Here is a 17,534-nt window from a genome sequence, read left to right as displayed (position 1 = left end):
TCAGGCGATTTTGGTGCGAATCCAGTACAGATACGTCCCGGACTCTTCAGCTTGATCAAGCAAATCATGACCCAGGAACACGCAGAATTTTGGCACATCACGGCGCGTTGAAGGGTCCGTCGCGATGACTTTGAGTAGGCTGCCAACCGGCAAGTCGCGCACCTTGTTGTGCAGCATCATCACCGGCTCCGGGCAGTTAAGGCCGCTGGCATCAAGCACCGAGTCGGGGGTGAGGTTTTTTGGGTCAGACATGTAAACACTCCAAATACAGGCAGCTATTGTCGCGCAAAGCTGACCCAAAGGTCACCTATTGGCCTTATTTACTTAGGGCGTCAGGCGACGAAGGTGACAAGTGACCTCTTCTCGGTCGTGATAAAGCTGCTTGCAGGCAATCGACACCTTGATCCGCCGCTCGGCAAAACTGGCTTCCATTCTGTCGAGCAGCTTGCGCACTTCAGCATAGCGTTGCTTCATCGGCAGCTTGAGGTTAACCACCGCCTCGCGGCACAGACCTTCACCAATCCAGGTCTCAAGCATCGCCGCATTGCGTGCGGGTTTTTCGACGATATCGCAGACCATCCAATCCACCGGCTGGCGCGGCTTGTAGGTAAAGCCGTCGGCCATCAGATGTTGGACCAAGCCGGTGTCCATCAAGCTTTGCGCCATAGGCCCGTTGTCAATGGCAGTGACCAACATGCCACGCCTTACTAATTGATAGGTCCAGCCGCCCGGCGCTGCGCCAAGATCGACTCCCGTCATGTCGCTATTAAGGCGCTCATCCCACTCATCCCGAGGAATAAACGTATGCCACGCCTCCTCAAGCTTCAAGGTTGAGCGGCTCGGCGCCTCACGCGGGAATTTCAAACGTGGAATACCCATCGGCCAGATAGCACTGTTTTTTGACTCCGCCAGACCGACAAACACTTCGCGGCCACTTTTGAATGTGAGTAGCAAGCGTGGCTTGCCCGGCTGTTCTACCAATTTGCCGGCTTTGGTCAAGGCTTTGCGCAACGGCACTTCAAATTTTTTGCAGAAATTCGACAGCTCCTTGCCATCATTGGTATCCAGGACTTCCAGCCAGACACTGCCACATACCGGGAAATCGCGCAGGTGTTCAAGCAATACGCTGATGCGATCCTTTTCTGGTAAATCGATAAATACCCCGCGTGCCCACTGACGAGGGAAAATCAGCTGCTTGAAGCGCACACCCTGCATCAAGCGTTCAGCACCACCCTCTTGCGTGCAAATAAATTCTGCACAGGCGCTGCTGGTTTTAGCCTTGGCATAGCCAGCCACTTGCAAATTGGCAGCATGCTCGCTGATTTCAGAGCAGACCTCGCTTTCAAATCCGGGGCGGCAATGCAGTAACAAAGTATTCATCGGGGATCTCCTCAAGACGCGCATGATAGCGAAGTTGGGAACCCAGAGCTGTAAATCATGTCCAGCTTAGTAACCGATACAAAGCTTGAAGACAGCGTTAGCGCAGGGAAATCCATCTTGCGCCACCTTGAGCAATCACCCCAGCTACTGCGTTTGTCCTAACTTGGCTTAGTAGCAGCTTGATGTTATCGGCCATGAGTGGCAGGGTAAAAATACGATCCTAAAAATGGCAGGAAACACAGTCTACAACTAGCGTTTAAGCCTGCCCTGAGAAACACAGCACGTTCAGCCCGGCCAACCGTGTGGCCAAAGAAGGAGCTTTAAATGCCATCCCTAAATAGCCTGAACAGTCGCCAGAGCCTTAAAGTTGGCGACAAAACCTATCAGTACTTCAGTTTGCCCGAAGCCGCTAAAGCGCTCGGCAACATCGACAAGCTGCCCATGTCCCTGAAAGTACTGCTGGAGAACCTGCTGCGCTGGGAAGACGACAAGACCGTCACCGGCGACGACCTCAAAGCCATTGCTGACTGGCTGAAAAAGCGCAGTTCTGACCGCGAGATTCAATACCGCCCTGCCCGTGTGCTGATGCAGGATTTCACTGGCGTACCCGCTGTTGTCGACCTTGCCGCGATGCGCGATGCCATGAGCAAGGCCGGTGGTGACCCACAAAAGATCAACCCGCTCTCCCCAGTTGATCTAGTGATTGACCACTCAGTCATGGTCGACAAGTTCGGCACGGACGATGCCTTCACGCAAAACGTTGATATCGAGATGCAGCGCAACGGTGAGCGCTATGAGTTCTTGCGCTGGGGCCAGCATGCCTTCGATAACTTCAGCGTAGTGCCGCCCGGCACTGGTATCTGCCACCAGGTCAACCTCGAATATTTGGGCCGCACCGTATGGACCAAAGAGGAAGACGGCCACACCTTCGCCTTTCCCGACACCCTAGTCGGCACCGATTCGCACACCACCATGATCAACGGCCTCGGCGTATTGGGCTGGGGCGTTGGCGGTATTGAAGCTGAAGCAGCCATGCTCGGTCAGCCGGTTTCGATGCTGATCCCTGAAGTCATCGGCTTCAAGCTCACCGGCAAGCTGCCGGAGGGCATTACCGCAACTGATCTGGTGCTAACCGTCACACAAATGCTACGCAGCAAAGGGGTGGTGGGTAAGTTTGTCGAGTTTTACGGCGACGGCCTGGCTGAATTGCCGCTGGCTGACCGCGCCACAATCGCCAATATGGCACCGGAGTATGGCGCCACCTGTGGCTTCTTCCCGGTAGATGAAATCACCTTGGGCTACCTGCGCTTGTCGGGGCGCCCGGATGATGCAGTAGACCTGGTTGAGGCCTATTCCAAGGCGCAAGGCCTGTGGCGCGAACAGGGCCAGGAGCCGACCTTCACTGACAGCCTGTCGCTCGACATGGGCACGGTTGAAGCCAGCCTCGCAGGGCCTAAACGTCCGCAGGACCGCGTAGCACTGACCCAGGTTCACAAGGCCTTCGATGATTTCGTTGGCCTGCAGCTAAAACCAAGCGGCAAAGAAGAAGGCCGCTTGCTCAGTGAAGGTGGAGGCGGCGCGGCTGTTGGCAGTGAAGCTGCCACAGGTGAAGTCGATTATGAATTTGATGGCCAATCCCACCGCTTGAAAAACGGCGCCGTGGTTATTGCCGCCATCACCTCCTGCACCAACACCTCAAACCCCAGCGTGATGATGGCTGCAGGCTTGGTGGCAAAAAAAGCAGTCGAGAAAGGTTTGCAGCGCAAGCCATGGGTCAAAAGCTCGCTGGCACCGGGCTCAAAGGTGGTGACCGAGTATTTCAATGCCGCCGGTCTGACTCAGTATCTGGACAAACTTGGCTTTGACCTTGTCGGCTACGGGTGTACCACCTGCATCGGCAATTCCGGCCCTCTGCTCGCACCTATTGAAAAGGCCATTCAGAGTGCTGACTTAACAGTTGCATCGGTGCTGTCCGGCAACCGTAACTTCGAGGGCCGCGTGCATCCACTGGTTAAAACCAACTGGCTGGCTTCACCGCCCCTTGTCGTGGCCTATGCCTTAGCCGGAAATGTGCGGATCAATATTGCCGAAGAATCCTTGGGTGATGATAAAGACGGCAACCCCGTGTACCTGAAAGACATCTGGCCGACCCAGAAAGAAATCAGCGACGCGATCATGAAGGTCGACACCGCCATGTTCCGCAAAGAATACGCAGAGGTATTCAGCGGCGATGAGCAGTGGCAGGCGATTAAAGTATCCGAGGATGACACCTACAGCTGGCAAGCAGACTCCACCTATATTCAGCATCCGCCGTTCTTCGAAGGCATTGCCGATGCGCCACCGCACATTGGCGACATCAGCAGCGCCCGAGTGCTGGCATTGCTTGGCGACTCGGTTACCACCGACCATATCTCACCTGCTGGTAATATCAAAAGTGACAGCCCGGCGGGCCGCTACCTGCGCGAAAAAGGCGTTGAGCCAATCGACTTCAACTCCTATGGCTCACGCCGTGGCAACCATGAAGTGATGATGCGCGGCACCTTTGCCAACATCCGCATACGCAACGAAATGCTCGATGGCAGCGAGGGCGGCAACACCATTCACATCCCGAGTGGCGAGCAGCTGTCGATTTACGACGCAGCCATGCGTTACCAGGAAGAAGGCACGCCGTTGGTGGTCATTGCCGGCAAAGAGTACGGTACAGGTTCATCCCGTGACTGGGCCGCAAAAGGCACCAACCTGCTTGGGGTCAAGGCAGTCCTGGCTGAGAGTTTCGAGCGTATCCACCGCTCCAACCTGGTTGGCATGGGCGTACTGCCATTGCAATTCAAGGACGGTCAAGACCGCAAAAACCTTGGATTAACCGGTAAGGAAACCCTGAAAATCACCGGTTTGGACGGCGTTGAGATTCGTCCAATGATGAATCTTATTGTTGAAATAACCCGTGAAGACTCCAGCAGTGAGCGCGTCGAAGTGCTTTGCCGAATCGACACCCTGAATGAAGTTGAGTACTTCAAAGCGGGTGGTATTTTGCATTATGTACTGCGCCAGCTGATTGCCGGCAAATAGCCTGACTAGAGCGCTCGGATATTAATTAGTGTCCGGGCGCCTGGTTTCATTGGAATAAATTGATCTGGATCAACTAATCCATTGGCTAGTTACATTTTTATATTAAATAAACCTCAACTTGTGACCTTTCGGGCCGATGATATGCAGTATCAATTTCATGGATCTGCCACGTCATGCGCAATAATCAGCCAGTCACTCAACGTGAACGTACCTTCCCTGCCGAACAACGGCTGATCTCGACAACTGACCTTAAAGGCCAGATCACCTATTGCAACGACGCATTTACTGCGATCAGCGGCTTCAGTTCCGAAGAACTCATTCGTGCGCCGCATAACCTGGTACGCCATCCTGATGTTCCGCCAGCCGTGTTTGAACACATGTGGGCCACCTTGAAAATGGGTCGGTCCTGGATGGGCATCGTCAAGAACCGCTGTATGAATGGCGACCATTATTGGGTCAATGCCTACGTCACCCCGGTGCTTGAAAGCAATAAAGTAGTGGCTTATGAATCGGTGCGTGTTAAACCCACCAGTGAACAGATCAAGCGTGCTGAAAACCTGTACATGCGTCTCAACGCAGGCAAACCTGCGCTGTCTGCAGCTGCCAAGCTGCAGCCGATGATTGCTGACTGGCTGCCGTTTTTGTTGATCGCTGTCATCAGCTGTTTGATTGGCAACTGGCTCAGCACATCCATTGGCCTGCTGGCCTCGGTCTTGATTGCGGTGCCGGTTGGCGCCCTCGGTTTGCGCTGGCAGCAACGTGGTTTCAGACGCCTGCTGAGCCTGGCGGAAAAGACCACCTCAGACCCGCTCATTGCGCAAATGTACACCGACACCCAAGGCCCGCTCGGCCAGCTCGAAATGTCGGCCCTGAGCCAAGAGGCACGCCTGAAGACCTGCTTGACCCGGCTGCAAGACAGCGCTGAAAACCTCACCAAACAAGCTCGCCAAGCAGATCAATTGGCGCAGAACAGCTCAGCTGGCCTTGAACGTCAACGCCAAGAAACTGAGATGGTCGCCACTGCCGTTAACGAGATGGCCGCCACAACCCTGGAAGTTGCAAGCAATGTGGCGCGCACCGCGATCGCCACCCAAGATGCCAATCGATTGTCGAGCGAAGGTCGCGCCATCGCCGCTGAGACACGCGAAGCCATTCAACGCCTGTCGCTATCAGTAAGTGAAACGGGTGAAACAGTGACCCGTCTCGCCAACGACAGCAACGAAATCGGCGGCGTTGTTGATGTCATTAAGGGTATTGCCGATCAAACCAATCTGCTAGCCCTTAATGCTGCCATCGAAGCAGCGCGCGCCGGCGAGATGGGCCGCGGATTTGCCGTTGTGGCCGACGAAGTCCGTTCATTGGCTCAACGCACGGCTGAGTCGACCGGGCAAATTCACGGTTTGATTGCCAAACTTCAGCGCACTGCAGAAGAAGCAGTGATGACCATGGAAATCGGCCGCAAGCAGGCTGACGAAGGCGTAGACCGCGTATTGAAAGCGGACCAGGCGCTAGCCGGGATTAGTGACTCAGTGGCCAATATCGCCGACATGGCCGATCAGATAGCCGCCGCTGCCGAAGAACAGAGCGCGGTTGCCGATGAGATCAACCGCAACATCACCACCATCGCCCAGCTCTCTGATCAAACAGCAGGCGACGCGCAAAGCACCGCAGCGCTAAGCCAGGAACTCACCCAAACAGCAATGGGCCAATACTCGCTAGTCGAGCGTTTCAACCGCTAAGCGTCCGTAAGCGTGACAGTGTGAATTTCCAACTATTTGTGGCCAACAATGGTGGATGAAAAAAGCGCCATCCACCCTACCAAAGCGTCAACCACGAGCGTGCATTTACGGCCACCAGCGGTGGCCGCTGTAGGGTGGTCAGCGCGAAGCTTGGCCACCATTGATCGGACACCGTAAGGCTCAAACTTGAGTCAACTATTCGGTTTTTTGCGCTGTTAAATGTTGGCCGAAAGAACGTCAACAAGCATGCTGGGCTAGAGATTGGTAATAAACATCGGCATTATCATTGCCTTCGACAATGCCTTTGAGCCTCGCTATGAATATCAGCAATATCCCGTTTGTGACCACCGACTGGTCAGTAATTGAGCCAACAGAACATGCCGGTGAAACTGGCAGTGCTACTTGGCGCACCTGTCAGTTTGGCGAGATCCGCGTGCGTATCGTTGAGTATTCGTCGGGCTACTTGGCCGATCATTGGTGCAGCAAAGGCCATGTGCTGTTTTGCCTCGAAGGCGAGTTACATACCGAGCTTGCAGATGGCCGCACTTTCACCCTCAAACCGGGGATGAGCTATCAGGTTGCAGACAATGCAGAAGCGCATCGATCATTCACCCAGACAGGCGCTAGATTGTTCGTAGTTGATTGAACGCTATTACTGCCCTACATTTAATCCATCTAGGACATAGAGTTGCGCATCAGGGTCGCCGCTCGACGAAATCACTGGCGTAGGCATTTACGCTGAAAATATCCAAAGGATCAGGTGTCGGCATGAAGCTTATTTCCACCTCTTTATTCATCGGCTGCATGGGCTCGGTAATGGCTGGGTGCACATCGCTACCCTCACCCGAATACGCAGTGACCGACGATGAAAAGTTTAACCTGCAAAATGCCGGAATTATCGTCGGTTCAATCGACGACGCCGCCTATGCCGGTGCCGACATTCAATTTCGCGACACCCTAAGCGGCAGCACCTACACCATCACCGATGCCAATGCCTCTGACTTTTCGATGTGGCTGCCAGCAGGCACCTACTCGGTCTCGGCAATCGGCCCGAGCAAAGCATGGTTAGGCACTTACAGCCGTCCGCTGACGTTTTCGGTGAGTAACGGTGCAATCAACTACATTGGCGATGTGTCCTATGGGTGCGCCCAACAAAGTCCAAGTCTGGCGTGGTACGGCCAGCGCTACTGCGGTATTGGTTCAGTGCCGGAGCAGTGCACCACAGCCCACCCGCTTACCTCGATGTGCGTGATCAATAATCAGGAGCAATCGGTCAACGCATTCAAAGACCGCTTCTCGCAGTATTCCGACACCCCTGAGATGTCAGCGCTGATGAACTGATCACACGCCAGATTGAACCCTATAAGCAACAGACTGCCCAACAGGCAGACTCTTACTGACCTATCCAGCCTGTTGAGCCCTGCCTTCCATGTTAAAGCGCATCCACCATGCTGCCATTATTTGCTCCGACTACCCCCGCGCCAAACACTTCTATGTTGAAGTCCTTGGTTTGCAGGTCATTGCGGAGCACTACCGACAAGCACGTAAATCCTACAAACTCGACCTCGCCTTAGGCGACGGCTCACAAATCGAACTGTTCTCCTTTCCTGACGCCCCTGCCCGCCCCTCATACCCTGAAGCGCAAGGCCTGCGCCATCTGGCGTTCGAGGTCGAGGATGTAGCCGAGGTGAAGGCGTACCTGGAGCAGCAAGGCGTTAGTGTGGAGCCCATCCGCATCGACACCTACACCCAACGTTGCTTTACCTTCTTCAGTGATCCGGACGGTTTACCCCTCGAGATTTATCAGGCCGCACCCAAACAGCCAATGCAGCTGTAATTTTCAAGCCACTGCGTCCTCAGTAGAACGTCGCACTTGCGGCAGCCATTCACTAAGGACCCCAAATGCTCAGCCATTCACCCAGCACTCCCCATTCAGGCTTTAGCCTTTCGACTCTGGCAGGGTCGGCTATTGCGACTGTAACCCTTTTGGCATTTGTATTTTTTGGCGGACCTGAAGCGCTGGGCGCGCACCCATTATGGGGAATGAAGATCGCCTATCTAGGCATCGCGGGCGGCGTGCTAATGAGCGTATTGGCGACATTGTGCGGCCAGCGTCGCGCGTTACAGCTCATTACCTTCACCACGTTACTGCTGATCAGCATTGCCATTACCACCTATGGCAAGACTGAGTTTGCCGCCTCGTACGCCGAAGACGACTTTGCTGGAAAGCTGTGGTTCTTCGGCTGGATAGCGGCGCTAGCGGCAAGTTTCAGCATAATCGTTGCTATAACCCCCAACCGCTCACGCCGCTAGCCGGCATTCCGAGCAGCTAGCTAGGCGCACACGCCAAGAAGGCCGCTATCTCATTCGCAGCACAGACCAAATGCTGGCCTTGACTAAAGCCAGAGCTTTTCAGCGGTTTAAGGTCGTGATCTCCTGCAGCAAGCCAATGCAACCTGATCGCCGGTGACAAACTGTAACCGGCAACGGTTGGCAAATTGCCCAAGGCATCCCGCTCCCCTTGAATAATCAAGGTCCGTGTGTCCAGCGTTACAAGGTGCGCCGTTCTTGGTTTTTCGGGTTTGCCTGCGGCATAGAATGGGTAGCCCAAGCACACCAACGCATCGGCGCGCAGTTCATTGGCAAGGATGCTCGCCATGCGACCGCCCATGGACTTGCCGCCAATCGCTACGATTCCCTGGGTGTGCTCGCGCACCTGCGCATAAACGCGGCGCCATTGTTCAAGTAGCTGTTTCTGGGGGTTGGGTGGGCGCCGCTTGCCATCAACCCGCCGAGCAGCCATGTAAGCAAACTCAAACCGCACCACCGCAATGCCCCGCTCAACCAATAGCTGGCTGATGCTTCGCATAAATTCGCTATCCATCGGCGCGCCTGCACCATGGGCAAGAATGAGGCTGGCCAGACACTGACCTTCAGGCCTGTGCCAAAGCAGCTCAGGCATCGGTGTTGCAGCGCTTGATTGATCTTGATCAACATCATTTACTGCGGGTTTATCCATACTTGCTTGCACTTTGGAGCCTCTGATCATTCGCATTGCCACCCCTAAACCCGAAACGGCATCAAGGGAGAGCAACGATGTGCCCTGTGGCTTGTTACAAAAAACACGGCGAGTCTGGCAGTAACCTGACACGGTGTCAGCCAACGAGAAATGGTTGCGGTTACGGACTCGGTGTGATTGGCTGGCGGTGTGGCGATATTGGGCTTAATGGCTCAAAATCAAAGTGCGACCTGGCGTCGCACCCCACCGACCAGCGGCCCCCAAGTTTGTACACATGGGCTAATCTAGTTGACATTCACCTTATTGCGGAAGCCATAAGGCGACTCTTAACTTTGCGTGACATCAAATGGGTCTAGAGTGCTGTTAATAAAGCGTTTTTGAATTGGGCAAAATGCTTTTTTAATGCTTTTAAACCCTGATCGTGTTGGCATGTAGCGTTGCAATGCCTTACTGCTTTATACATACTTGCCGCCGATTTTTATCCCTAAAAAATCCATTAACCGTGGAACCCCAGCAATGAGCACAGCAATCAGTCCGACTGCTTATAACTACAAGGTGGTCCGCCAATTCGCCGTCATGACGGTAATTTGGGGGGTCATTGGCATGGGCCTAGGCGTTTTCATCGCTTCACAACTTGTGTGGCCTGAACTCAACCTTGGCTTGGAATGGACGACTTTCGGTCGTTTACGTCCTCTGCACACTAACGCGGTGATCTTCGCTTTTGGCGGATGCGCGCTAATGGCAACTTCACTTTATGTGGTGCAGCGCACCAGTCAGGTACGTCTGATTTCTGATTCCTTGGCGTCTTTCGTCTTCTGGGGTTGGCAAGCAGTGATCGTTGCCGCCGTCATCACTCTGCCAATGGGCCTTACCAGCTCTAAAGAGTATGCGGAACTGGAATGGCCGATCGACATCCTTCTGGGGGTGGTCTGGATCGCCTACGCCATTTTGTTCTTCGGCACTATTGTTAAGCGTAAGCCTAAACATATCTATGTCGGCAACTGGTTCTACGGTGCATTTATCCTGGTAACGGCGATGCTGCACATTGTTAACAGCGCTGAAATGCCTGTGAGCATGTTCAAGTCGTACTCGATGTATGCGGGTGCAACTGACGCCATGATCCAATGGTGGTACGGCCACAACGCCGTAGGGTTCTTCCTGACCACCGGCTTCCTTGGCATGATGTACTACTTCGTACCGAAGCAGGCTGAGCGTCCGATCTACTCGTATCGCCTGTCTATTGTGCACTTCTGGGCGCTGATCACCCTGTACATCTGGGCGGGTCCGCACCACTTGCACTACACCGCTCTGCCTGACTGGGCTCAGTCTCTCGGCATGGCAATGTCGATCATCCTGCTGGCTCCAAGCTGGGGCGGCATGATCAACGGCATGATGAGCCTGTCTGGCGCCTGGCATAAGCTGCGCACCGACCCGATCCTGCGCTTTTTGGTGGTATCGCTGGCGTTCTACGGCATGTCGACCTTCGAAGGCCCGATGATGGCCATCAAGACGGTTAACGCCCTGTCTCACTACACCGACTGGACCATCGGCCACGTACACGCAGGTGCACTGGGCTGGGTTGCGATGATCTCCATCGGTTCGCTGTATCACCTGCTGCCAAAAGTATTTGGTCGTGAGCAGATGCACAGCACTGCGTTGATCAACGCCCACTTCTGGCTGGCCACTATTGGTACCGTTCTGTACATCGCTTCGATGTGGGTAAACGGCATCACTCAAGGCCTGATGTGGCGCGCAGTGAACGAAGACGGCACCCTGACCTACTCGTTCGTTGAAGCACTTCAAGCTAGCCACCCTGGCTATGTCGTTCGCGCAATTGGTGGTGGTTTCTTCGTCTTCGGCATGTTGCTGATGGCGTATAACACCTACCGCACCGTGCGTGCCTCCAAGCCGGAAGAGTACGATGCCGCGGCAATGATTCCTGCCGGAGTAGCTCACTGATGAAACACGAAATCATCGAGAAAAATATTGGTCTGATGGCCCTGCTGATGGTGCTTTGCGTCAGCATTGGTGGTCTGACTCAAATCGTCCCGCTGTTTTTCCAGGACGTGACTAACGACCCAGTTGAAGGCCTCAAGCCATACACCGCCCTGCAACTCGAAGGCCGTGATGTGTATATCGCCAACGGTTGTGTCGGTTGCCACTCGCAAATGATCCGCCCGTTCCGTGCTGAAACAGAGCGTTATGGCCACTACTCAGTAGCTGGCGAAAGCGTCTGGGATCACCCCTTCCTGTGGGGCTCCAAGCGTACGGGTCCTGATCTCGCACGCGTCGGTGGCCGTTACTCTGATGAGTGGCAACGTGCTCACCTGTACAACCCGCGCAACGTAGTGCCTGAGTCGATCATGCCAGCGTTCCCGTTCTTGGTTGAGAAGAAGCTCGACGGTAAGGACACTGCGAAAAAGATGGAAGTTATGCGTGGTTTCGGCGTGCCTTACACCGATGAAGATATCGCTGGGGCCAAAGAAGCTGTTAAAGGCAAAACCGAAATGGACGCCATCGTTGCGTACCTGCAGGTTCTTGGCACCTCTATCACGAGCAAACGGTAACGCACGATGGATATCGGGACTATTCGCGGTATAGGCACAGCAGTGGTGTTCGTCGCCTTCATAGGTTTGTTGCTTTGGGCATTTAGCAAAAGACGCAAATCAGAGTTTGAGGACGCTGCCAATCTGCCTTTTGCTGACGATCCGAAGCCAGGCGAGCGTGACGAGCAATCTTCCAGGAGCAATAACCAATGACCACTTTCTGGAGTTGGTACGTAACAATACTTTCACTCGGGACTATTTTTGCCCTGACGTGGCTGATCTTCGGCACACGTAAAGGCCAGAACCACGATGAAGTAACCAACGAAACAGTAGGCCACGCCTTCGACGGCATTGAGGAATACGACAACCCACTGCCAAAGTGGTGGTTTATGTTGTTCGTCGGCACCATTATCTTCGCCCTCGGCTACCTTGCCCTTTACCCAGGCTTGGGTAACTGGAAAGGCCTGTTGCCAGGTTTTGACTACCTCGACACCGAGGCCAAAACCCCTTTCGCTACCAACGTAGAGATTGCAGGTGGTGAAGAGCGGAATGCTGGCTGGACAGGCGTTCACCAGTGGGAAAAAGAGATGGCCAAGGCTGACGCCAAATACGGCCCGATCTACGCCAAGTACGCGGCAATGCCAATTGTTGATGTGGCTAAGGACGAGAAAGCCTTGAAAATGGGCGGTCGCCTGTTTGCTTCGCATTGCTCGGTTTGCCACGGCTCAGATGCCAAGGGTGCTTATGGCTTCCCTAACCTGACTGACAATGAATGGCGCTGGGGCGGCGAGCCTGACACCATCAAGACCACCATCATGGGCGGCCGTGAAGGTGCTATGCCGGCTCACTTGCCAATCATTGGTGAAGAAGGCGTGCATAACGTAGCAGCTTACGTTCTGACTGAACTCGCTGGCCGTAAACTGCCAGAAGGCACTGAAGCTGATATTGCTGCGGGTCAGAAGGTTTTCAGCACCACCTGCTTTGCTTGTCACGGTGCAGACGGTAAAGGTACCCCTGCAATGGGTGCTCCTAACCTGACTAACCCGTCAGCCTTTATCTACGGCACCAGCTACGCTCAACTGCAGCAGACCATTCGTTACGGCCGTCACGGCAGAATGCCTACGCAAAAGGACTTCCTCGGTAACGACAAGGTTCACTTGCTGGCAGCCTACGTGTACAGCCTGTCGCACAAAACAGCAGCAGAGTAAGACCCTCTCCCACCGGGCGCGACGGTCAGTCGCACCCGGTGGCTTGAGCCTCAGGCGTACCATAGCGTTATAAAAATGACCACGGTCGGCACGTATCGACTGCGGCAACCCATTTAACCGCTTGGGACGAACTGATGACTCAACAAATCCCCGTGAAAAATGTCACCCCGCCTGCCGCGAAAGTCCAGTCGTCGACTGATCTTTACGCCAGCGCAGAGAAGATTTATACCCGCGCTTTTTCTGGTGTGTTCCGCAATCTGCGCAGGGTTGGTGGCGCCTTTTTGTTTCTGGTTTATTTCGGCACTGTCTGGCTCAATTACGATGGTCGCCAAGCCGTCTGGTGGAACCTGCCAGAGCGTAAATTTTATATTTTCGGCTCTACCTTCTGGCCTCAAGACTTCGTGCTGCTTTCAGCATTGTTGATCATCTGTGCCTTCGGTTTATTTTTTATTACCGTGTTTGCTGGACGTGTCTGGTGCGGTTATACCTGCCCGCAAAGCGTATTCACCTGGATATTCATGTGGGGCGAGAAAGTCACCGAGGGTGACCGCAACAAGCGCATGAAGCTCGACAAGTCGCCAATGAGCGCCGAAAAATTTCTGCGCAAGCTGGCCAAGCACAGCATCTGGATTGGCGTATCGCTGGCCACCGCCGTTACCTTCGTGGGCTACTTCAGCCCAATCCGTGAGCTGATCCCTGACCTGTTCACGCTCAGCGCCAGTGGCTGGGCCTTGTTCTGGGTCGGATTTTTTACGGTGGCCACCTATGGCAACGCCGGCTGGTTACGCGAGCAGGTGTGCATTTACATGTGCCCTTACGCGCGCTTCCAAAGCGTGATGTTCGACGCCGACACCCTGATCGTCTCCTACGACCCGCGCCGCGGTGAAACCCGGGGTCCGCGCAAGAAAGGCGCCGACTACAAAGCTCAGGGACTGGGCGACTGTATCGACTGCCACATGTGCGTGCAGGTCTGCCCGACCGGGATTGATATCCGCGATGGCCTGCAGCTTGAGTGCATCGGTTGCGCAGCCTGCATTGATGCCTGCGACAGCATCATGGAGAAGATGGATTACCCCAAAGGCTTGATCAGCTACACAACTGAACACAATCTATCCGGCCAGAAAACCCACCTGATGCGCCCACGCCTGATAGGCTACGCCGTCGCGCTGGTGGCGATGATGGGGGTCTTTGCCTGGGCCGTTGCCAGCCGCCCACTGGTGGGCCTTGACGTGATCAAGGACCGGGTGATGTTTCGTGAGAACCAGGATGGCGACATCGAAAACGTCTACACCCTTAAAATCATGAACAAAGCGCAGCACGACGTGACTTACGTCATCAGTGCAGATGGCATTGAGGGCATTGCGTTCGAAGGCACTAATCAGGTCAAAGCCGAAGCAGGTGAAGTCCTTTCAGTGCCGGTTGGACTTTCCATTGCACCGGAAAAGCTTCCCTCCAGCGCGAATAAGATCATGTTCCATGTGCAAGCACTTGAAGACGACCGTATTCACTCCGACGCTGATAGCCGCTTTAACGGCCCCAGCATTCGCTAATTTTTAGGCAGTTCAATGACCGAACAAACAGCAGTCGCCCCTTGGTACAAACAGTTCTGGCCGTGGTTCATCATCGGCCTCCTCGGTTTATCTGTGGTTCAGGGCGGCTCAATGCTGATTTTCTCAATTCTCAACCCGCCCGGGCTGATTTCCGACAATTACTATGAAGTCGGCAAAGGTATTAATCAGTCACTCGACCGCGAGAATCTGGCCAAGCAGCTTAAAGTCGGCGCCAAGATAACCTTCAACAACGAAACCGGCGTGGTTGATATGCAGCTCGAAGGGTTTTCCGGTCCCAGCGTGTTGAAACTGAATGTGATTTCACCGACCCAACCCGAGCGTGACCGGCATATCACGCTGCAGGCCAAGGGTGATGGCCATTACACCGGCAACCTTGAGGATGCCTTGCAGGGTCGGCGTTTTGTTGAACTGATCGGCCAGGAAGGTGGTAAAGACTGGCGCGTATTTGAAGAAGAAGTACTCGAATCCGGTAAGCCAATCCGTCTCGGTGACGATAAGTAACCCGACCCTGTGCGGCGCAGTCAGTGCGCCGCCCTGCCCGGCTGGCTTTCTTGTAAGTCAGCTGCATCTGCGACAAGACCTTTGATTAATGGCCAGTCCGACTCCTTGCTATCACTGCGGCTTACCGGTTCCAGCCGGCGGACACTTCTTCGCGCAAGTGCTCGGTGAACGCCGTGAAATGTGCTGCCCTGGTTGCCAGGCGGTGGCCGAGGCCATTGTCGCCGGCGGGCTTGAGCACTATTACAAACACCGCAGCGAGTCCGCTGCCAACCCGCAGGATCTCCCGCAAGCACTGCCTGATGAGCTGTTGCTGCTTGACCGCCCCGAGGTGCAGGCGCCCTTTGTCCAGCATCAGGGCGATATCAGCGAAACCTGCCTGCTAGTTGAAGGCATCAGCTGCGCAGCCTGTGGCTGGCTGATTGAAAAGCACCTGCGCGCCATACCGGGCGTCACGGACGCGCGGCTTAACCTGTCCAACCACCGCTTGGTCGTCAACTGGCAAGACAGCCAGGTCGCTCTGAGCCAGCTGTTGAGTGAACTGCGCCGAATTGGGTATGCCGGTCACCCGTGGCAGGCCGATGAGGCGGCGCAGAAGCTGGCCAGTGAGAACCGCAAGGCGATGCGCCAACTTGGCCTTGCCGGCTTGCTGTGGTTCCAGGTCATGATGGCAACCATGGCCACATGGCCAGAGTTCAATATCGACCTGAGTCCTGAATTGCACATGATCTTGCGCTGGGTCAGTTTGTTTCTGACCACGCCAATCATCTTTTACTGCTGCGGCCAGTTTTTTCGCGGAGCATTACGCGACCTGCGCACCCGACACCTGACCATGGATCTGTCGGTTTCCCTGGCCATCGGCGGCGCCTATATCGCGGGAATCTGGTCAGCTATCACGGGTAGCGGCGAGCTGTACTTCGATGCGGTGGGCATGTTTGCATTCTTTTTGCTCGCCGGCCGGTACCTTGAACGACGCGCGCGCGAGCGAACGGCAGCGGCTACCGCGCAGTTGGTCAACCTGCTTCCTGCGTCCTGTTTACGCCTGGATGCGCAAGGCCAAAGCCAACGCATTTTGCTCAGCGAATTACAGCTCGGTGAACGGGTATTGGTCCAACCGGGGGCGCTGATGCCCGCTGATGGCTGCATTATCAGTGGGCAGTCGAGTGTGGATGAATCCGTGCTTACCGGTGAGTATTTGCCGCAACCGCGGAGTGAAGGCGATAACGTCACTGCGGGCACGCTGAATGTCGAGGGGCCGCTGGTAGTCGAGGTACAAGCCCTGGGTGATGCCACGCGCCTGTCGGCGATCGTACGCCTGCTGGAGCGTGCGCAAACTGATAAGCCACGCCTTGCCGAGCTGGCCGATCAGGTGTCCCAATGGTTCCTCTTGTTCTTGTTGCTGGCGGCCGCCGTGATTGGGGTTATCTGGTGGCAGATTGAGCCCGCGCGGGCCTTCTGGGTGGTGCTTGCCCTGCTCGTTGCCACTTGCCCATGCGCCCTGGCATTAGCCACACCGACAGCGCTGACCACAGCGACCGGCACCCTGCATGCCCTTGGTGTGCTATTGACACGCGGCCATGTACTGGAAGGCCTTCAGCAGATTGATACGGTTATTTTCGATAAAACCGGCACCCTGACAGAAGGCAAACTTACGCTAAATGCTATCCACCCACTTGGCGCCCTCGACAGCGACAGCTGCCTGGCCCTTGCAGCCGCACTGGAGAACCGCTCAGAACATCCCATAGCTCGCGCCTTTGGCCGGGCGCAGCAGGCTGCTGAGCAGGTCGACAGCATTCCCGGCCTGGGTTTGCATGGCAGCATCAATGGTCGTCTGTTACGAATTGGCCAACCTGCATTTGTTTGCGAACTCAGCAGCCATCCCGTACCGAGCATTCCCGGCGACACCGGCCAATGGTTGCTACTTGGGGATAGTCAAGGCCCGCTGGCGTGGTTTGTTCTTGATGACTGCTTGCGCACGGATGCCCCGGACCTCATTGCCAGTTGCAAGGCCCGGGGTTGGCAACTGCTGTTACTGTCAGGCGACAGCTCTCCGGTGGTCGCTCAAATTGCTGCTCAGCTTGGGATTGACGATGCGCGTGGCGGCATGACGCCAGACGATAAATTGGCAGCACTGAACCTCTTGCATCAACAAGGGCGACGCGTGCTGATGCTCGGTGACGGGGTCAATGATGTCCCGGTGTTGGCCGGGGCAGATATCAGTGTCGCCATGGGCAGCGCCACCGACCTTGCCAAAACCAGCGCCGATGCAGTGCTCTTGTCGAATCGATTGGGCAGCCTGGTCGAGGCATTCAAGCTGGCCCGACGCACCCGGCGTATCATCATTGAAAACCTGATCTGGGCCGCCTTGTACAATGGTCTAGTTCTGCCCTTTGCCGCATTCGGTCTGATAACCCCGCTGTGGGCGGCGGTGGGCATGTCCATCAGTTCACTATTGGTGGTGTTGAACGCTTTACGCCTTACTCGGCATTAACCTGCAAGCTCGC

At 55.2% G+C, this 17,534-nt stretch carries 16 protein-coding genes and 1 pseudogene; 14 read left to right on the top strand and 3 right to left on the bottom strand.

Going from position 1 to position 17,534, the window contains the following annotated elements:
• The gene (tusA, locus tag AACY09_RS12510) at positions 1-252 is read right to left on the bottom strand and encodes a sulfurtransferase TusA (protein ID WP_339488366.1); all 252 of its coding nucleotides are present in this window, start codon (positions 250-252) and stop codon (positions 1-3) included.
• Positions 253-324: 72 nt separating this feature from the next.
• Entirely contained in the window at positions 325-1,380 is a 1,056-nt protein-coding gene (rlmM, locus tag AACY09_RS12505; RefSeq protein WP_339488365.1) for a 23S rRNA (cytidine(2498)-2'-O)-methyltransferase RlmM, read from the bottom strand.
• A gap of 324 nt (positions 1,381-1,704) precedes the next feature.
• Here rlmM and acnA point away from each other — a divergent pair, with 324 nt between their 5' ends.
• The 7 genes and pseudogenes from acnA to AACY09_RS12475 all read left to right on the top strand — a co-directional run bounded on the left by acnA (position 1,705) and on the right by AACY09_RS12475 (position 8,501).
• Complete coding sequence (acnA, locus tag AACY09_RS12500) at positions 1,705-4,449, top strand: aconitate hydratase AcnA (protein WP_339488364.1); 2,745 nt, start codon at positions 1,705-1,707, stop codon at positions 4,447-4,449.
• Positions 4,450-4,622: 173 nt separating this feature from the next.
• Positions 4,623-4,901, top strand: a pseudogene (locus AACY09_RS22050) (PAS domain-containing protein); the annotation flags it as partial.
• A gap of 165 nt (positions 4,902-5,066) precedes the next feature.
• Entirely contained in the window at positions 5,067-6,188 is a 1,122-nt protein-coding gene (locus tag AACY09_RS12495; RefSeq protein WP_445323847.1) for a methyl-accepting chemotaxis protein, read from the top strand.
• Positions 6,189-6,504: 316 nt separating this feature from the next.
• Positions 6,505-6,834 (top strand): DHCW motif cupin fold protein, encoded by a 330-nt coding sequence (locus AACY09_RS12490; protein WP_339488362.1) that lies wholly within the window; start codon positions 6,505-6,507, stop codon positions 6,832-6,834.
• Positions 6,835-6,956: 122 nt separating this feature from the next.
• Positions 6,957-7,529: a hypothetical protein gene (locus AACY09_RS12485; protein ID WP_339488360.1), complete on the top strand. Its 573-nt coding sequence runs from the start codon at positions 6,957-6,959 to the stop codon at positions 7,527-7,529.
• Between the two features lie 88 nt (positions 7,530-7,617).
• Positions 7,618-8,025 carry an SMU1112c/YaeR family gloxylase I-like metalloprotein gene (gloA2, locus tag AACY09_RS12480; protein WP_339488359.1) on the top strand — a complete coding sequence of 136 codons (408 nt, stop codon included), beginning with the start codon at positions 7,618-7,620 and terminating at the stop codon, positions 8,023-8,025.
• Positions 8,026-8,090: 65 nt separating this feature from the next.
• Complete coding sequence (locus AACY09_RS12475) at positions 8,091-8,501, top strand: hypothetical protein (RefSeq protein WP_339488358.1); 411 nt, start codon at positions 8,091-8,093, stop codon at positions 8,499-8,501.
• 16 nt (positions 8,502-8,517) lie between these two features.
• Here the strand turns inward: AACY09_RS12475 and AACY09_RS12470 are convergent, their stop codons facing one another.
• Positions 8,518-9,207: an alpha/beta family hydrolase gene (locus AACY09_RS12470; RefSeq protein ID WP_445323846.1), complete on the bottom strand. Its 690-nt coding sequence runs from the start codon at positions 9,205-9,207 to the stop codon at positions 8,518-8,520.
• A 516-nt stretch (positions 9,208-9,723) separates the two neighbouring features.
• Between AACY09_RS12470 and ccoN the strand changes: the two genes are divergently transcribed.
• The 7 genes from ccoN to AACY09_RS12435 all read left to right on the top strand — a co-directional run bounded on the left by ccoN (position 9,724) and on the right by AACY09_RS12435 (position 17,521).
• A complete protein-coding gene (gene ccoN, locus AACY09_RS12465; RefSeq protein ID WP_339488357.1) occupies positions 9,724-11,166 on the top strand; it encodes a cytochrome-c oxidase, cbb3-type subunit I in 1,443 nt (480 codons plus the stop codon).
• A complete protein-coding gene (ccoO, locus tag AACY09_RS12460) occupies positions 11,166-11,774 on the top strand; it encodes a cytochrome-c oxidase, cbb3-type subunit II (RefSeq protein ID WP_339488356.1) in 609 nt (202 codons plus the stop codon). The genes ccoN and ccoO overlap by 1 nt, the downstream gene beginning before the upstream one ends.
• Before the next feature lie 6 nt (positions 11,775-11,780).
• Entirely contained in the window at positions 11,781-11,966 is a 186-nt protein-coding gene (locus AACY09_RS12455) for a cbb3-type cytochrome oxidase subunit 3 (protein ID WP_339488355.1), read from the top strand.
• Complete coding sequence (gene ccoP / locus AACY09_RS12450) at positions 11,963-12,961, top strand: cytochrome-c oxidase, cbb3-type subunit III (RefSeq protein WP_339488354.1); 999 nt, start codon at positions 11,963-11,965, stop codon at positions 12,959-12,961. Before AACY09_RS12455 ends, ccoP begins: the two co-directional genes overlap by 4 nt.
• Positions 12,962-13,095: 134 nt before the next feature.
• Positions 13,096-14,511: a cytochrome c oxidase accessory protein CcoG gene (ccoG, locus tag AACY09_RS12445; RefSeq protein ID WP_339488353.1), complete on the top strand. Its 1,416-nt coding sequence runs from the start codon at positions 13,096-13,098 to the stop codon at positions 14,509-14,511.
• 15 nt (positions 14,512-14,526) lie between these two features.
• Positions 14,527-15,033 carry a FixH family protein gene (locus tag AACY09_RS12440; RefSeq protein WP_339488352.1) on the top strand — a complete coding sequence of 169 codons (507 nt, stop codon included), beginning with the start codon at positions 14,527-14,529 and terminating at the stop codon, positions 15,031-15,033.
• 88 nt (positions 15,034-15,121) lie between these two features.
• Positions 15,122-17,521 carry a heavy metal translocating P-type ATPase gene (locus AACY09_RS12435; protein WP_339488351.1) on the top strand — a complete coding sequence of 800 codons (2,400 nt, stop codon included), beginning with the start codon at positions 15,122-15,124 and terminating at the stop codon, positions 17,519-17,521.
• Positions 17,522-17,534 lie beyond the last annotated feature (13 nt).

Origin of the sequence: Pseudomonas sp. EL_65y_Pfl2_R95 (genome assembly GCF_963971045.1) — a bacterium.
Taxonomy (GTDB): domain Bacteria; phylum Pseudomonadota; class Gammaproteobacteria; order Pseudomonadales; family Pseudomonadaceae; genus Aquipseudomonas.
Note: the sequence above shows the minus strand (reverse complement) of the source record. Positions and strands in the feature narration are given on the sequence as shown.

Bases quoted from the DNA above. Each gene is read 5' to 3' on its own strand.
- tusA (WP_339488366.1), bottom strand. From the start codon at position 252: ATGTCTGACCCAAAAAACCTCACCCCCGACTCGGTGCTTGATGCCAGC.
- gloA2 (WP_339488359.1), top strand. From the start codon at position 7,618: ATGTTAAAGCGCATCCACCATGCTGCCATTATTTGCTCCGACTACCCC.
- AACY09_RS12490 (WP_339488362.1), top strand. From the start codon at position 6,505: ATGAATATCAGCAATATCCCGTTTGTGACCACCGACTGGTCAGTAATT.
- ccoN (WP_339488357.1), top strand. From the start codon at position 9,724: ATGAGCACAGCAATCAGTCCGACTGCTTATAACTACAAGGTGGTCCGC.
- AACY09_RS12495 (WP_445323847.1), top strand. From the start codon at position 5,067: ATGATTGCTGACTGGCTGCCGTTTTTGTTGATCGCTGTCATCAGCTGT.
- AACY09_RS12440 (WP_339488352.1), top strand. From the start codon at position 14,527: ATGACCGAACAAACAGCAGTCGCCCCTTGGTACAAACAGTTCTGGCCG.
- AACY09_RS12470 (WP_445323846.1), bottom strand. From the start codon at position 9,207: ATGGATAAACCCGCAGTAAATGATGTTGATCAAGATCAATCAAGCGCT.
- AACY09_RS12485 (WP_339488360.1), top strand. From the start codon at position 6,957: ATGAAGCTTATTTCCACCTCTTTATTCATCGGCTGCATGGGCTCGGTA.
- ccoP (WP_339488354.1), top strand. From the start codon at position 11,963: ATGACCACTTTCTGGAGTTGGTACGTAACAATACTTTCACTCGGGACT.
- AACY09_RS12475 (WP_339488358.1), top strand. From the start codon at position 8,091: ATGCTCAGCCATTCACCCAGCACTCCCCATTCAGGCTTTAGCCTTTCG.
- ccoO (WP_339488356.1), top strand. From the start codon at position 11,166: ATGAAACACGAAATCATCGAGAAAAATATTGGTCTGATGGCCCTGCTG.
- acnA (WP_339488364.1), top strand. From the start codon at position 1,705: ATGCCATCCCTAAATAGCCTGAACAGTCGCCAGAGCCTTAAAGTTGGC.
- rlmM (WP_339488365.1), bottom strand. From the start codon at position 1,380: ATGAATACTTTGTTACTGCATTGCCGCCCCGGATTTGAAAGCGAGGTC.
- AACY09_RS12455 (WP_339488355.1), top strand. From the start codon at position 11,781: ATGGATATCGGGACTATTCGCGGTATAGGCACAGCAGTGGTGTTCGTC.
- AACY09_RS12435 (WP_339488351.1), top strand. From the start codon at position 15,122: ATGGCCAGTCCGACTCCTTGCTATCACTGCGGCTTACCGGTTCCAGCC.
- ccoG (WP_339488353.1), top strand. From the start codon at position 13,096: ATGACTCAACAAATCCCCGTGAAAAATGTCACCCCGCCTGCCGCGAAA.